The following is a 13,134-nucleotide window of genomic DNA, read 5'->3' as shown; positions in this document are numbered from 1 at the left end:
GCTCGCGCCTGGTGCGCTTCTTGGCCGTGGTCTGCTCGTAATCACCAAATCCGAGCTGCTTGCTGCCCATGAACCCAGACCGTGCCTGCGGTTACAGGAGTATTTTCGCGCGGATGGCTCGGGTTTTCCAGAGCCTCCCTAACGCTGAACCATGGCCGCAGTGAGCGCGACGGCACCGTTGCCCTGGCAGGATGCACTGCCCCTGGCGGGCCCGGTGGAGCTGGGCCCCGGATTGGAGCCGGCCCGGTTGCAGGCCGGCTTGGAGCGGCTCTGCCGTCAGCCGGGAATCAAGGCGCTGGTGGCCTTTAGATCGCGCGGGCGTGGTGAGGCGCGAGCGGATTCGGATCTGGATCTGGCGGTGATCTACGCGGCCGACAGCCTCACCCCGGAGCAGAAGCGGGACTACTGGCGGCGATGCCGGGACGCGCTCGGACTGCTGGGCCAGGACGTGGATCTGCTGGTGGTGGGCGCGGCGGATGCCGCTCATCTGGCGGGATCGCGCTGGCATGTGATGGGCGATGTGGCCCGCGAGGGGAAGGTGCTGTATACCTCCGGCTGAAGACGCCGCGCTGCTGCTGGCGATCGTGCAGCGCCATCTCAAGGCGCTGGAACTCTGCCTGGAGTCTACTTTCCCGGAAGAAGACTGGGGCTTCACCGCTCAGCAGGCGGTGGAGAAGATCCTCAAGGCCTGGATCGTGCTGGCTGATGCCCGTCCGCCGCGGCGGCCTGACCTGACGGAACTCGCCGCGATGGCTGGCCTTTCACTGGATCCGGCACTGCTGGACCTGCAGACCTTCGCGGTGGAAGCCCGTTACGAAGAAGGGCCCTTTCCACTGCCGGCGCCGCGGGCGCAACTTCTGCGTGAGATCGAAGCGCTGATGCACACCTGCCAGGCCGCAATCAAGGCCGCCGAGTGAGCTCTGTGCTGGCCCTGGGAGGTCAAGATCCAGGCTGATGCACTGATCAAAGCTCACGAATCGGCGTCCGTGCGCCAGGCCCAGCGCCACCACAGTGGAGCCAGCCTCCGTCTTCTCCATCCAACCTGACAACGGCGGATCGCCAGAGCCGGGAGACGACCTTCCCGGCCGAGAGCCCTGGCCTGCAGCCAGAAAACAATCGTCGCCTGCTTATCCATAGCCCAACTGGGCTTCCATATCCATTAATCGCTCAAGGATGTCCTCATTCCAGCTTTTCAGCCGGCTTGTTGTCGCCTCGTCCTTGGAGTTGGCCATGAAGTGGCGCGTGAAGCTTGAACGACCGTCGGAATCCATATAGGAACGCACACTTGCCGTTGAGTAAGCCTTCTTTTTCATGATCCTGAACTCAGGATTCGTGATGAATTTTGGATCGTTGCCGCAGGGCGCCAGCCGGGGGCCAAAAAATGAATAGGGGGAGCGCTCTGGATGCATCATCTCATCTATACTGTGCTTGGAGGTGGAAACGCCAAGCCATTCGCAGATCTGCGGCAATACGTGATGAGGATCCGATAAAATCGCTTCTCCCTTCACGGAAAGAAAGTTGGCCGGACTGACAATTGACCGAAATTTCAATATATTCATGTGAATCTGATACCAGAATAGAGCGTAGTTGTCTTTGACCAGTGGATTTTCCAGCGCCTTGCGATCTTTAGAACTTTTATGCTCCAGGAATTCCTTGAGTGATTTAGAAGATCCAACCACGCTTCTGGTGAGGTGAATAAACTTCGCATCTGGGAAATGCCGCAGCATTTTCACCATTCGATCAACTCGTCGCGTATTCTCAGGCGATTTCTCTATACACATCCTGGAGGAGTAGGCAGCGCATAAATAACTGAATAACTGCTCTGTCGTCATTGACTGGTTGTTCATCAGCCACATCCAGGCGCGAGCAATGGACGCACTGTGCTGCTCACGTTCGTGAGCTTGAGCGATGGCTCTCAGCAGGCCACTCGGAGCAAAGCGTGCCTGAGAAACATTATTCTTACTGGAGAGAACCTGATCAACATCATCACGCCACATCAGCTGCAGCTCAGGAAAACAATAGAGCTCTGGATGCTGACCAAGTATTGTTGAGACGACTGAAGAGAAGGAACGTGGAGGGTTGAGCAGGAAGATTGGTTGTTTCAAAACTGTTTCAGAAGGGTTTCATAATGAATCAGAACGATGATGACAATGTTTACTCCAGCTGCATCCGGCGCAGACTTTGATCAGTTTCGCCACTCTCTCGAGCTGCGGCGAATCGTCATTGGTGAGCAGCACCTCACTCTGTGGTTGGCCATTGAACATAAGTCAGTGACCGTGCCGCGATCCAGCACCCAGCAGCTCTGTGGAACCTGCGACTGGGTGGGGATTGCGGCAGCGATCAATGCTGCCCATTCGGGGGTGGTGGCTGCGGTGGCCCGAAGCGCACGATCGAACACGCTTTTGCTGCCCTTATGGACGCGGCGGTCGGTGTCGATCTCCTCCAGCAGCAGCACCTTGGCGCTGGGGCTGAGCGGCTGATCCAGGGCGATGCCGTGGCGCTTCTTGAATCGCCAGACGGTGTTGGGTTTGAGCTTCAAGGCTCGATCTTCAGCCAGGCAGACGGTGTGGTCGGGTGCGTCGAAGGATCGCCGCGGAATCGTGTTGGTCATGGTTTCGATGCGGTCATGGGTCGGTGGGTTGTGGGGTTGACGGCTTCGAGCAGGACATCGGCGTGGCAGGGCTGATCAGGTCGGCACCAGCAGGCCAACGTCTTGCCGCGAAGCGCAGTGCAGGCCGCGGCCAGTAGCTCGGCATTCCCGAGCAGGTGGGAGCGGAACAGCGCGACGGCTTCGGCCTGGCCGTGATCGGCAACAGTGAACGGATTGCCCCAGCGGGTGGGGCGGCCGACATAGACCGCACCGGGCGGGAGCTTGTGGCGGCGGCTGCGCTGCACGCGGGTGGGGATGGTCATGCCGCCACCTCCGCACGGGCGCGCTGTTGATCAGCAGCGCGGCGCATCTCCGCCTGAAGCACGATCCGCTGGTAGGTGACGGCGTCCAGCTCCTGGCGGGCCACCCGCTGGAAGTAGGCCGCCACATCGGTGCCGCCGCCGCCATCGACCTGGGCGGCCTTGTGCGTGGCCTTCTGGGTGTCCTTCAGGAAGCGCAGGATCGACTGGTGCAGGGAGCCCAGTTCGATGCGCTGCGCTTCGAGTTCCGCGAACTGATGGTTCGGAATGCGCGGGCCAGCTTTGGCGCGGACGATGTCGCGCTTCACGGCGGCAAGAGCACTCTCGACTTCCTGGCGGAATGCGGCCAGGTCGGCGTCATCCAGGTGGTGCAGGTCTGCGGATGTGATCGAGCGGCCCAGGTGCCGACTGCGGAAGGCAGGCCGTGCGCTGGGACTGCGTCGAGCGGGGCGCTGCGCGTAGTGGCTGTTCATGATGCAATCCGTTGGTTGAGTTGCTCCACCAGGGCCTGGCGGCGGTCCCGTTCATCGGCGGCCCATTCGGTGACAAGGCGAAGGGCGAGCGATGCCAGCCGGTACTCGCGGCCATAGACGTGGGCCTTTTCGGCGCGGTCGGGGATCTCGGTGCCGGTGTTGAGTTCGACCGCTTGGCTGACGAACTCATCGAGCGTTGCGGCCGGCAGCACGTCGAAGTTGGTCATGCCGCCGTCGTGCTCGACCACCTCATCGATGAAGGTTTCGAGCAGGTCGATCGCGGCGTCTATCGGGTCAGGGTCTTGGGTGGGAATCGTGGTCATGAATCTGCGGGGGGAGTGGTGGCAGACGAAGCGCGGCGTTCCTGCTCGGTGTTGATCAGCAGGACGGTGCCCAGCAGGGCGAAATGGGCCGCAACGGCGCCAATACCGTCTGCCTTATCCGGGGCGCCGTCGTAGCAGCCGAGTAGCTCGGCTACGTCGATCCAGTTGGACAGGAAGTCATCGGTGACGATGCCCGGGTCTGTCAGGACATAAAGCGGGTCGAGGGCCGTGGTGAAGAACTTGTCCAGGTGCTCGACGATGGGGTCGATGTCGAGGAGATCCATCGCGTCAGGGTCTTTGTCGTCGGGGAAGTCGGCCCAGGGCACCGGGCGCCCGCAGTCGGAGCACAGGAAGCCCGTCGGCCCATCGATCGCAGGAAGGCCTGGGACTTCGCCTGACGGGGACAGCGGGGGGAGTGGGGGCAGCGGCGGCGCGGCCGGATCGAGCGTGATGTCGCGGCAGCCGCAGGCGGGGCACTCGGAAGGGGGAATCGTGGTCATGGCATTTCAGGAAGGTGAATTGAGCGGGTGCAGTGCGCGGGGATGGCGGCCCGCGGGCGGGAGTGGCGAAGGTCATGGGATGCAGGTGTGAAAGGCGGCCAGATCGGGGCCCGGCAGCAGGCCGGGCATCGCGGGTCGGGCGGATTACGCCCAGGGATCCGGCTCTGTCCCTTCGAGAAACGCCTTCACCATTCGGCCGTTGACGTGGCGGAAGTCGGCGCCCAGGTGGTTGGCGATCTGCGCCGGGATCCAGTCCGGGTGCTCCAGGCGCATGGCCAGGACAAGCGGGTGCCAGGCCAGCGGGGGGGTGGTCTCAGGGCTAGGTGCGGGGTTATTCCGCGGGGGGGGAGCGGCAGGCTCCGTAGACCCCTTTTTCTGTTCGTTGTGACTTAACAGAGCACCTAGCCCTGAGACCACCCCTTCAGATTCGCTGACTCCGCCTGCACTGGAAGCAGAGTCAGCGATCGGGACTGCCCTGAGACCGCCCTGAGACCGCCCTGAGCCGAGCCCTGAGACCAGGGCTGCAGAGCCCTGAGACCAGGCGACACTGACGGCGGTATCTCCACCCGTGCGTGGAACAACGGATGGGTTACAGGGGGTGGTCTCAGGGCTATCGGGGGGGGTGGTCTCAGGGCTATCAGGGGTGGTCTCAGGGGTGGTCTCAGGGCAGTCCATGGGCTCCAAAGGCGTCAGCGCGGCTATCGCGGCCAACCCGCCAGAGCCCATCCGCCCGCGCTCGAAAGAGCTTCGATCGCCTTCGAAGACGGACCCCAGAAGTCCGCTGCGCAGTGCGAAACCCGCATCGAGTCGCGGCAGGTTCATCCGCACCCGCCCAGTCGCCTGTGCGGATGCTCGTGACTCTTTCCGCCGTGGCAGACATCTGGCCGCGCCCAAGGTGCGGCGTACCTGGCCCTGGAAGTTGCTGAACTGCATCCCGTAGGAGACGTTCACGGCCTTGCACCAGCCCAGGTAGGACTCGAACATCTGCTGCCAGTCGGCGTCGCTAACTTCCGCGACCGGCCCGTCAGGGTGCGGCACCAGGCACGCGTCGATCCACTGGCCCACGGTGTCGGCTTCAACGGCGACGGCTGCGGCTGATGCCCGCAGCAACCCGCCGGGATCGTTCTTGGAGAGCACATCACTTACGTCGCTGATCGGCATCAGCAGCGCCCATGACGCCAGCTCGCCAAGCATCTGCCGCTGGCGGTTGGTATCGCAGCTGATGTCGTCGTGCAGGCTCGGGTCGGGTTCGCCGCGACGCGGCAGGCTTTCGACGGTGAGCAGTCGCCGTTGGGCGCCGTCGCGGGAATCGCTGAGTTTCAGCGGGGTCACGCTGGCGATAATCGAGCGACAGTGCAGGCGGCAGGCGTCGGTGTCGCTGCCATGCAGCCGCCTGAGCGATTGCGGTTTGTTTTCGACCAGCTCGTACCACGCACCGAGATGCTCGGCGTAGCGCGGCATCTTGGCCGGACAATCGGGGAACAGCAGCAGGCGCCGCCCAAGCGCGAATTGGTAGAGCTGTTCTGGGCCTTTCAGGTCTGCCGGGTGGCTGAGCGTTGATACAAGGGTGGAAGGCAGCAGGTGTTGCGCCAGGGTCAGGATCAACCCCTTGCCAGTGCCAGTGCCGCCGAGCAAATGGAAGGCTTCTCCGTAGCGGATGGTCGGGTCAACAATCCAGCGGAACAAGGCACGCAGGATCGGCTCTGCTTCGTCCGGGAAGCATGTGGCGATGATCCGCAGCACTTCAGGTGGGCATGCGGCACCAGGAACGAATGGACCTGCCACGGCATAGGTGGCGGCATGGTCTGGGCTGTGGGGCTCCAGGGTGGATGTGCGCAGGTTGTAGGCACCGTTGGCGAAGACAACGACGCGTGGCGGGCTGGTGCGCTCCAGCGGCCCGGGTCCCGCGACAGTTCGCAATGCGTTGATGGTGTCGTTGATCTGGCGTGCAGAACCGAATCGGAAAGATTCGACTTCGATGGTGCCTTTGCCCGCGGGGATCTCGACCATCACGTAAATACGCTTCAGGACATCGAGCGCCCGCCGTTTCATCACATCGATGGCTACCCGTGACCAGTAGCCCGCGTCGGGGGCGTAAACGAAGAAAGCGTCCTGATGGCACGCAATGGTGTGGGCGGATTCTTCCTGCAGGACCTGAGCGGCGTACAGATCGATCGGGCCTTCGTCCTTCTCGTAGGTGACGCGTGCCTGAGCCGCCTTCCTGTGGCCGCCAGGGGCCTGCTGCGGGGCGCTGCGCTTCAGGTTGAAGCCGTGCTCTTGGCAGATCGCCCAGAACGTCGCGGCCGAGCGGGTGGTGGTGGACCGGGCCACCTGCGCGATACCCCACGAGCATTCCGCTGAAGGGGAGTGAGCTTCCATCAAGGCGATGGCCTGCGCTTCGGTGCCGCCGGCTTCTTCGACCGCAGCGATCAGGCCGCAGAGCAGATTGCGGAACTTCTCGTAGGTGGCAGCCGATCGCCGGGGCACCATGTTGAGTGCCGCCTGGATCTGCTCCAGATCGCGGGGGGCATGACCCCTGGGGCTGGTGGACCTGGTGGGCCTGGGCGCGGGTGGCGGCTCCGCCGGGGCTTCGGCCGGCAGCGCGGCCAGGATGGACTCCAGCGCGACGGGCTGGCCAGAGCACTCGATCAGCTTCGATTGGGCCAGGGGCAGCCCATCCGCGCCGATGTAAAGAGCACCCGCCAAGCGCATCACGCGGGATGCGTCCTTGCAGGCGGGGTCGCTGCCGCAATGCTCGATCAGGCGGGCCTGGAGCGGCTCCCACTGCGCCTTCGGCAACGGCTCGGCCAGGGTCCAGTAGGTGTGAACGGACTTCCCGCCGGTCTCCACCTGGAAGGTGGGCTCAGGGAGCCCCAGCTCCTGCCATGCCGTGCACTGCCACTCGATCGGCTTGTCGTCCCACTCGACGAACAACGCCCCGCAGGTGGTGATGTCGGCCTTGCGGTCGCCGCCGTCATTGATGACCAGGTACAGGCCGCGGCCTTCGGCTTGCCACTGCTCGGCGCGGTCCAGATCCCACCCGCCAGACCGGGCACTGAGTCGCGCCTTGTCGGGGTTGTTCTTGTGGGCGAAGGCCCGCAGGCGGGTGGTGGAAGGGTCCTTGCCGAGCAGGGCGAGCATCCGGTGGGCCTGCTCGCGGTCAATCCTGGGGGGCTTAGGTGTTACAGTACTGGCATACCTATGGGTGTTCCCTGGGTCTACCCATGACGGCGATTCGAAAGTATCGTTGTTGAAGTTCATGGCTTGCTAGGGCCGAGTGGACTGAGTGGGTGAATCGATTGACTGACCTCCTGGGCACCACCCCAGGGGGTCTTTCAATCAGTGGACTTCTGCTGCTGCGATCTGTAGCTCTCGCCGGGAGTACGTGGCCATCTGGCCCTGCTTGCGCGGTGGGCGGCCGAAGCGGCGCACGTAGGCCGCGGCCACTGCAGCCGGGACAGCCGTGATCGGCTCACCAGCCGCGACCCATTCGCGCAACGTGCGGCGCTCGACGCCAGCAGGGCATGGCGCGTAGGGGCTCACGGCCTGGGCCGCGACCTGGGAGCGGAGCCGCTCCAGGTGGTGGGGCTGCATCCGGTGGGATTGCCGCTTCTTCGGCCGCGGCGGCGGCGGCGGCGCGACGGGGGCACTGACGCCCATCGAAGAAACCAGAACCACCCGCCGGCCGTCACCGAGCGACCGCTCCAGCAGATGCTGGCGAGCACGCACCATGGGGAGCCAGCGCGGATCAACGGCAATCAGCAGCCGATCGGAATTGGCGCTGACCAGGCGGGCGTGCTCGCGCAGCAGCATCTGGGCGGATGGAAGCTCCAACCCCCAGATCAGCCGCTCCCAGGTGTTGCGGCGGGGCAGGACATCACGCGGTGCGACCTTTGCCAGGGCCCGCTCCAGGGCGGGCAGGCGATCGCTCAGGGGCGACCACTGCACGGGGCGATCAGCGCCAGGGGGAAGCGGCGCGGGGCCAACTACTTCGATGTAGAGCTTTGCCTGGCAGCGGGTGCAGGGCTGGGTCCAGCGATCGGGCCATGGGCCGCCCATGCGGTCGCTCAGATCGAGATCCCACGGCTCGGAGCAGGTAGGGCACCAGCCGTGGGCGGCGCGGCAGTGGCCGCAGAGATGGGACTGGAGATAGTGCCGGTGGCGGGTAGTCATGCGGCCGGCTCCAGATCATCAAGGGCCCGCTGGAGTTGATCGCGAATCCAGGTGGTCGGGCGTACCTGGCCGCCAGAAGCGACTGCGGCGATGCGTGCGCGCAGCTCAGGGCTGCAGCGGAAGGTGACCAGTTCGGAGTGCTTCCTGGGCTGGGCCCAGGCATTGGCAACAGCCGGCATGGGAGTGGTGTGCGTACTGCCTGGTCAAACTACTGACCGTTTCAGGGGTGCAACTGATCTGGGCCAGCTGCAACAGCCTGAGATCAGAGCTTTTTGGCTGCATAGATGCAACTCCCTTCCCGCAGCGGGTGATCAGCCATGCCGCCACGAAGACCTGAACGACCTGAAGATCCTGCCGATCGCTGGCGAAGACCAGGACTGCCGCAGTGGCTTGAGGTCAGCCTCCCAGGGGCGGCGCCAGGGCAGTGAAACCAGTGAGCGCCTCGCTGCCATGCCAGAGGATCTCCGCGATGCCACCGGCCTGCAGGCGCACGCCAGGCTCGGCTGTGAACCGTCCGATCGGCTGGCAGAGCAGGGTCGTCGCGGGGCCGGTCTCGCTCGCGGCAACGGCCCGGGCCAGCGCCTCACCGTGCCCCGGCGCCACCGCCAGCAGAAATCCGAAGCTGGGGAAGCAGCTCAGCCAGGCCTCCAGCGTCACGCCGCCCGGCGGGGTGATCGCATCAAGATCCAGCAGCAGGCCGCAGCCTGAGCTCTCGCTGAACATCACGGCGGTGCCCACCAGGCCGCCCATGCTGATGTCCTTGGCGGCACGGGCGGCGCCACTTTCGGCCAGCTGAGGCAGCAACGCCAGCTGACGGCGCAGCAGGGCGGGATCCGCTTCGGTGGCCGCATCCCAGAAGGGGTCGGGGTGGCGCATGCGACCGGAGGTGTTCACCAGGAGGACGCAGGCATCACCGGGCCGGGCGAAGCGGGCCGAGAGCACCGGCCCGGCGGCCGTGCCCAGCACCGCCACCGCCAGTGCGTCGTAGGGGCTGCTGAGGTTGGTGTGCCCCCCCACCACCGGCACCCCGAAGCGCGCCGCTGCCGCCTGCAGGCCCGCCAGCACCGGTTCGGCCCGATCAGCCTCGCGGCACCAGAGGCTGTTCACCAGCGCCAGGGGCCGGCCGCCCATCGCTGCGATGTCACTGAGATTGACCAGCACGCCGCACCATCCCGCAAACCAGGGATCACGCTCGATCAGGTCCGGATCCATGCCCTCGCTGGCCAGCAGCAGCTGGCCGCTGCTGGCGGGCAAGAGGGCGGCGTCATCGCCGAGGGCGGCGGCGGGTCCGAGCTCAGCGAAGGGCTGGTGGGGGAAGTGGGCGGCGGGCCGCTGGATGGCGTTCTTGCCCCGAATCCCGCCCAGTTGCCGCAACAGTGCCACCAATGGCGCCAGCTCGATGGAACCGTTGGCAGGCGCTCCGTTGATGGCGCTCATGCCACCGGGCGGCGTTCCCGCGACGGGGCGTAGTAGCTGAGGTCGGCCTCCATCAGGTGGTGGGGCAGCCCCTTGATCTCCAGGGTGTCCACCGAGCTCCAGTGCAGGCGCTGGAAGAAGCGCACGTTCTGCAGCTGCACGGTGGCCAGGAAGCGGTCGCAGCCCCAGCCGTTGGCGGTGGTGACCGCCTTCCAGATCAACCCCTTGCCGATCTGGTTGTGGCGGCGGAAGGCGGCATCCACCCCGAGGCGGCCGCCATACCAGAGGCGCGGCTTCTGCTCGAGGATCCGCACCACCCCCACCACCGGACTGCTGCCGGCGCGGTTGGCGCCGTGGGCGATCGCCGCAATTGCAGTGGCGCTGGCGTCGTGCTCGTCGCGGTCGGAGCTTTCGAACAGGTGCTGCTCCTGACAGAAGATGCGGCTGCGCAACTCCCAGTACTGGGCCAGCAGTGGGGTGCCCGGGCGCAGCAGATGGAAGGAGAAGCGCTCGGAGCAGGCTGAGGGGGAGAGGCGGAAATCCTCGGCATCGATGCCGAGGCCCCAGCGCACCGAGGGGGTGAAGGCAGCCGGCGCCGACGTGGGGCTGCGGCCGATGTCGTGGCTGGAGGGATCGATGAAGAACATCACAGGATCAGGGGGTCGGCCCGGGGACTGGCGCGGCAACTGATTCCGTGGCCGCCTGCTCGAACAGCGACAGGGCGGAGCAGGCGCCGCACTTGGCGCAGCCCGCCGACATCGCCGCCGCGCTGAGATCCGAGGCGGCCAGCAGCTGGCTCACCGCCGTGTAGATCTCCACCATGAAGCTGGTCTCGGGAGCCGGATGGTGCTCCAGCGGCGTGCCGCTGATCGGCACGAACGGCACCACAAACGGATACACGCCTGCCGCGATCAACCGTTCGCAGCAGGCGACGATCGCCGCGGCGCTGTCTCCCAGACCCGCCAGCAGGTAGGTGGACACCTCGCCGCGACCGAACACCGCCACCGCCTGCTCGAACGCCTGGAAATAACGCTCCAGGCTGAGCTCCGCCTTGCCCGGAAGGATGCGCCGGCGCACCTCGGGCTGCACCACCTCCAGGTGCATGCCCAGGCTGTCGACGCCGGCGTCTTTCAGATGCTGGAACCAGATCGGATCTTCCGGCGGCTCGCATTGCGCCTGGATCGGCAGGTTCACCCGGGCCTTCACCGCGGCGGCGGTCTCCGCCAGCAGACGGGCGCCCCGGTCGTCGCTGTTGGGGGTGCCGGTGGTCATCACCAGCTGGCGCACGCCATCGAGCCGCACCGCCGCCTCGGCCACCTCCGCCACCTGGGCGGGGGTCTTGCGCACCACGGTGCGGCCGTCCTCGAGGGATTGCTCGATGGCACAGAACTGGCACGACTGGCTGCGGTCGCGGAAGCGGATGCAGGTCTGCAGCAGGGTGGTGGCCAGCACGTCGCGGCCATGCAGCAGAGCGATGGCGCGGTAGGGGGTGCCATCGGCGGTGTGGAGGCCGTAGAAACGCGGCTGCGCCGGGGTTTCCACCGTCGCTAACTGGAGGTTGCTGCCGGAGGCCAGCGTGCGGGCGCTGGCAGCGGGGGTGTCCGCCGGCGCGCTGAGCCGGTAGGGGGAACGCTGGGCAGCGTGGCTGTACACGGGAACCATCACCGTGGTGTCACCGAAGGTGAGGGCGCGATGGTCGGAGGGACCGGCGCCGCCGCGGCGGCCGGTGTTGCCCTCCAAAGCTGGCTCGACCACCCCCTGCACCTGCAGGTCGGTGACCAGACGGCCGAGGGCGGCGGGATCGTTGGATTCAGCCATGGGGGACGGGCTCCGGGGCAGGGCTGCTGGGCGTCAACGGCAGGTGGTCAGGGGGCGCTGCGGTCAGCGCCTGCGGCAGCGCAGGGCTGGCGGCGATGGCGCCGCTGTCCTCCACCTGGCGGGCCGGGCTGCGATCGAGGCGCAGCCCGAGCAGGTCGGGACGGCTGTAGTGACCCACGCTGTCCATCATTCGCTTGCGTTTGGTGATCAGGGCCAGGTCGAGTTCGGCGATCGCCAGGCCTTCACCCTCCGGCAGCGGTCCGGCCAGGTAGCGGCCTTCCGGGCTGATCACGGCGGTGTGGCAGCCCCCCTGGCAGGCCTTCTGCAGGGCAGGATCGCTGCTGATCCGCTCCACATCAGCGGGGTCGAGCCAGGCCGTGGCGCTCACCACGAAGCAGCCCGCCTCCAGGGCGTGGTGCCGCAGGGTGACGGCCGTCTGCTCACTGAAGATCGGCCCCACCAGTGAGCCGGGGAACTGGGCGCAGTGGATCTCCTCGCCCTGGGTCATCAGGCTGAAGCGGGCCAGGGGGTTGTAGTGCTCCCAGCAGGCCAGGGCACCGATGCGCCCCAGGGCCGTGGGCACCACCGTGAGGCCGGAGCCGTCGCCCTGGCCCCACACCATGCGCTCGTGGAAGGTGGGGGTGATTTTGCGGCGCTTCAGCACCAGCGCGCCGCTGGCGTCGATCAGCACCTGGGCGTTGTAGAGGCTGCCGCCCTCGCGTTCGTTGATGCCCAGCAGCACGTGCAGGCTGAGTTCGCGGGCGGCCGCCGCGATGCGGGTGAGGGCCGGGCCCGGCACCGTCACCGCCTGCTCATAGAGCTTCAGGTGAGAGCGGCCCATCAGGGCCGGAGGCTCCACGAAGGAGAAATAGGGGTAGTAAGGAAGGAAGGTTTCCGGAAAAACGATCAGCTGCACCCCCTGGGCGGCGGCCTCGGCCATCGCCGCCAGCACCCGCTCCACGGACCCGTCCAGGCTGTAGAGCACCGGACGGATCTGGGCGGCGGCCACGACGATCGGGCCGTCCATGCTCAGAGCGTCCAGGTGTCGAGGATGAAGGCACCTTCCTTGCGGTGCAGCAGCACGATGTCGAGCACATCGAGAGGGTTCACCGGCGTGATGCCCGGGATCAGGGCACCCTCGCCGTGGCCGTAGAGGGCCTGCAGGGCGAAGCGACAGGCGTACACCTTGCCGCCCTGGTCCATGAACTTCTGGATGCGGGCGCCGAAATTGAGGTGGCCATCGAAGGCGGCATCCCCCAGCTTCGGGAAGCCCCGCTGCAGACCGAGCGTGACGCCGGGGCCGTAGAGCAGGATCGAGGTCTCGAAGCCCTTGTTGATCAGGCGACTGGCCTGCAGCAGGTTGACCAGACCGATGGAGCCCTCGAAGGCCACGGTGTGGAAGGTGACGAGCGCCTTCTCACCCGGCTCGGCCTTCACATCAGGGAATACTTTCTCCTCGTAGTCGACGAGGAAGTCCCCCGGTTGATTGGCGGGGCGGGTGACCTGGGGCATGAAGCAGCA

16 protein-coding genes are annotated in these 13,134 nt (G+C 66.0%); 2 read left to right on the top strand and 14 right to left on the bottom strand.

What is annotated here, in order from left to right; all coding sequences use genetic code 11:
• The first annotated feature begins 151 nt into the window (after positions 1 to 151).
• Together KQ297_RS07340 and KQ297_RS07335 are read left to right on the top strand one after the other, a co-directional pair.
• A complete protein-coding gene (locus tag KQ297_RS07340) occupies positions 152 to 559 on the top strand; it encodes a nucleotidyltransferase family protein (RefSeq protein ID WP_259738845.1) in 408 nt (135 codons plus the stop codon).
• Positions 519 to 917 carry a HEPN domain-containing protein gene (locus KQ297_RS07335; RefSeq protein WP_259738844.1) on the top strand — a complete coding sequence of 133 codons (399 nt, stop codon included), beginning with the start codon at positions 519 to 521 and terminating at the stop codon, positions 915 to 917. Before KQ297_RS07340 ends, KQ297_RS07335 begins: the two co-directional genes overlap by 41 nt.
• Before the next feature lie 210 nt (positions 918 to 1,127).
• On the opposite strand, the gene KQ297_RS07330 is transcribed toward KQ297_RS07335, so the two are convergent.
• The 14 genes from KQ297_RS07330 to KQ297_RS07265 all read right to left on the bottom strand — a co-directional run bounded on the left by KQ297_RS07330 (position 1,128) and on the right by KQ297_RS07265 (position 13,125).
• Positions 1,128 to 2,105, bottom strand: a complete 978-nt coding sequence (locus KQ297_RS07330; RefSeq protein ID WP_259738843.1) for a sulfotransferase — start codon at positions 2,103 to 2,105, stop codon at positions 1,128 to 1,130.
• An 80-nt stretch (positions 2,106 to 2,185) separates the two neighbouring features.
• A complete protein-coding gene (locus KQ297_RS07325) occupies positions 2,186 to 2,611 on the bottom strand; it encodes a hypothetical protein (protein ID WP_259738842.1) in 426 nt (141 codons plus the stop codon).
• The gene (locus KQ297_RS07320; RefSeq protein ID WP_259738841.1) at positions 2,608 to 2,913 is read right to left on the bottom strand and encodes a DUF4326 domain-containing protein; all 306 of its coding nucleotides are present in this window, start codon (positions 2,911 to 2,913) and stop codon (positions 2,608 to 2,610) included. The genes KQ297_RS07325 and KQ297_RS07320 overlap by 4 nt, the downstream gene beginning before the upstream one ends.
• The gene (locus tag KQ297_RS07315) at positions 2,910 to 3,383 is read right to left on the bottom strand and encodes a hypothetical protein (RefSeq protein ID WP_259738840.1); all 474 of its coding nucleotides are present in this window, start codon (positions 3,381 to 3,383) and stop codon (positions 2,910 to 2,912) included. Before KQ297_RS07315 ends, KQ297_RS07320 begins: the two co-directional genes overlap by 4 nt.
• Entirely contained in the window at positions 3,380 to 3,706 is a 327-nt protein-coding gene (locus KQ297_RS07310) for a hypothetical protein (RefSeq protein ID WP_259738839.1), read from the bottom strand. Before KQ297_RS07310 ends, KQ297_RS07315 begins: the two co-directional genes overlap by 4 nt.
• The gene (locus KQ297_RS07305) at positions 3,703 to 4,206 is read right to left on the bottom strand and encodes a hypothetical protein (RefSeq protein ID WP_259738838.1); all 504 of its coding nucleotides are present in this window, start codon (positions 4,204 to 4,206) and stop codon (positions 3,703 to 3,705) included. The genes KQ297_RS07310 and KQ297_RS07305 overlap by 4 nt, the downstream gene beginning before the upstream one ends.
• Positions 4,207 to 4,350: 144 nt before the next feature.
• Positions 4,351 to 7,347: a hypothetical protein gene (locus tag KQ297_RS07300; RefSeq protein WP_259738837.1), complete on the bottom strand. Its 2,997-nt coding sequence runs from the start codon at positions 7,345 to 7,347 to the stop codon at positions 4,351 to 4,353.
• Positions 7,348 to 7,545: 198 nt separating this feature from the next.
• The gene (locus KQ297_RS07295; RefSeq protein ID WP_259738836.1) at positions 7,546 to 8,379 is read right to left on the bottom strand and encodes a hypothetical protein; all 834 of its coding nucleotides are present in this window, start codon (positions 8,377 to 8,379) and stop codon (positions 7,546 to 7,548) included.
• On the bottom strand, positions 8,376 to 8,558 hold the full coding sequence (locus KQ297_RS07290; protein ID WP_259738835.1) for a hypothetical protein: 183 nt from the start codon (positions 8,556 to 8,558) through the stop codon (positions 8,376 to 8,378). Before KQ297_RS07290 ends, KQ297_RS07295 begins: the two co-directional genes overlap by 4 nt.
• A gap of 217 nt (positions 8,559 to 8,775) precedes the next feature.
• The gene (locus KQ297_RS07285) at positions 8,776 to 9,816 is read right to left on the bottom strand and encodes a sll0787 family AIR synthase-like protein (protein ID WP_259738834.1); all 1,041 of its coding nucleotides are present in this window, start codon (positions 9,814 to 9,816) and stop codon (positions 8,776 to 8,778) included.
• Positions 9,813 to 10,442 (bottom strand): MSMEG_0567/Sll0786 family nitrogen starvation N-acetyltransferase, encoded by a 630-nt coding sequence (locus tag KQ297_RS07280; RefSeq protein WP_259738833.1) that lies wholly within the window; start codon positions 10,440 to 10,442, stop codon positions 9,813 to 9,815. The genes KQ297_RS07285 and KQ297_RS07280 overlap by 4 nt, the downstream gene beginning before the upstream one ends.
• Positions 10,443 to 10,449: 7 nt before the next feature.
• Positions 10,450 to 11,613: an MSMEG_0568 family radical SAM protein gene (locus KQ297_RS07275; RefSeq protein ID WP_259738832.1), complete on the bottom strand. Its 1,164-nt coding sequence runs from the start codon at positions 11,611 to 11,613 to the stop codon at positions 10,450 to 10,452.
• Positions 11,606 to 12,640, bottom strand: coding sequence for a Nit6803 family nitrilase (locus KQ297_RS07270; protein WP_259738831.1), 1,035 nt, complete (start codon positions 12,638 to 12,640; stop codon positions 11,606 to 11,608). The genes KQ297_RS07275 and KQ297_RS07270 overlap by 8 nt, the downstream gene beginning before the upstream one ends.
• Before the next feature lie 2 nt (positions 12,641 to 12,642).
• Positions 12,643 to 13,125 (bottom strand): MSMEG_0572/Sll0783 family nitrogen starvation response protein, encoded by a 483-nt coding sequence (locus KQ297_RS07265; RefSeq protein ID WP_185464841.1) that lies wholly within the window; start codon positions 13,123 to 13,125, stop codon positions 12,643 to 12,645.
• Positions 13,126 to 13,134: the final 9 nt, after the last annotated feature.

The sequence above is a fragment of the Synechococcus sp. CS-205 genome, assembly GCF_025128255.1.
Classification (GTDB): Bacteria; Cyanobacteriota; Cyanobacteriia; order PCC-6307; family Cyanobiaceae; genus Regnicoccus_A.
The sequence above is the reverse complement of the archived record's forward strand: the minus strand, read 5'-3'. Positions and strand labels throughout refer to the sequence as shown.